We start from the raw sequence: 1,214 nt of genomic DNA, 5'->3' as shown, positions 1-1,214 counted from the left end.
TCACCACGTGTGTTGCCTACAATCCAATTGTTGCCTCGTTTGTGCCCTTGGGGAAGAAGCATTTCTGCTATTCTATCTGCTTGTGAGATAAGTTTTTGTTTGATTTCAAAAATTGTGCTCATGGTCATTCGTGATATTATTGCTGTTTTTCTCAAGATGTGAGGGGGGACTCTATTTTTGCTGTTTTAGCTGTTTGATCTGATAGTGAAATCCTGTGGTGCTATTTGGGGGCTTATGGGGCTTTGCCGGTCTACTTTGAGCGCTTCTCTGTCGCTCTTGGCTTTCCAATGGGCTTAGCTTTCACTCAAACCTTCTGAAACTGCTGCCTTGATGTCTGCTTGCCAATGTTCAGGAAGGCGATGCCCTTTGGAAAGAAGGAGGGGGTAAAAAAGGGCGGGGTGGATATGCCTCTGAGGGGTTGTGCCCTGCTGTGGGGCGCTTGCTGAGATGTGTGCTGATGTGTGTGTTGAGACGCCTGCTGGGATGTGTTTTGGGATGCATGTGTGGAGGAGTGGTTTGTTGCCAAAGAGTTTGCTCTTCATTGAAAGTTTTTGAAACTGCTGCGTTGATAACTATTTGCTAAGGGCATGGAAAACGGTGCCCTTGGGCAACTGAGGTAGTGGTTTTTTTGTTGAAAGAAGGCGGAATGGATGCAGAGAGGCTGGGGAGTGTTTGTATCCCTTTGCGTGCAAGAAATGAGGCGTGTAGGGCGAGCGTTTTTGTGATGAGAGTAGTAGGGGTGATGTTGACTTGTTTTGCTGTATGAAGAGCTTATTTCATTGTTGTTTTTGTTGTTTCTTTTGTGGTTTTGAAACATTTTTTGTCCCCGCGCGTGCTTGAAAAATAGGTTGTTCGTGTGATGTCAAAAATTGTCATTATAGTTGATCAAACTGCGGTAAAGCATGTCGTTGCTCTCAGGGATGAAAGATGAGGAGCTCCCCTGTTTTTGCTGTTCTAGCCGTTCGATCTCACGGCGAAACCAGTTGCGCCATGTGGCTTGCCAGTCTACTTTGAGAGCTTCTTTGCCACTCTTGGCTTGCCAATAGTCGCGAAACTTCTTTTCTTGCCAATGAGCTTGGCTCTCACTCAAACCTTCTGAAACTGCTGCCTTGATGTCTGCTTGCCAATGTTCAGGAAGGCGATGCCCTTTGGCAACTGAGGCAGTGGGTTTTTTGTTGGAAGAAGGCGGGATGGATACAGAGAGGCTGGAGGGG

Annotated in this window: 1 protein-coding gene and 1 pseudogene; both read right to left on the bottom strand. The window is 46.8% G+C overall.

Translation table 11 applies throughout. The features are described from left to right. Positions 1-293: 293 nt before the first annotated feature. The gene (locus ACFIKE_RS10875) at positions 294-542 is read right to left on the bottom strand and encodes a hypothetical protein (RefSeq protein WP_375649924.1); all 249 of its coding nucleotides are present in this window, start codon (positions 540-542) and stop codon (positions 294-296) included. Between the two features lie 320 nt (positions 543-862). Continuing rightward, a pseudogene (locus tag ACFIKE_RS10870) lies at positions 863-1,214 on the bottom strand (hypothetical protein); the annotation flags it as partial.

The organism is Bartonella sp. MU70NMGDW, assembly GCF_042194085.1.
GTDB classification, from domain to species: domain Bacteria; phylum Pseudomonadota; class Alphaproteobacteria; order Rhizobiales; family Rhizobiaceae; genus Bartonella; species Bartonella grahamii.
The sequence above is the reverse complement of the archived record's forward strand: the minus strand, read 5'-3'. Positions and strand labels throughout refer to the sequence as shown.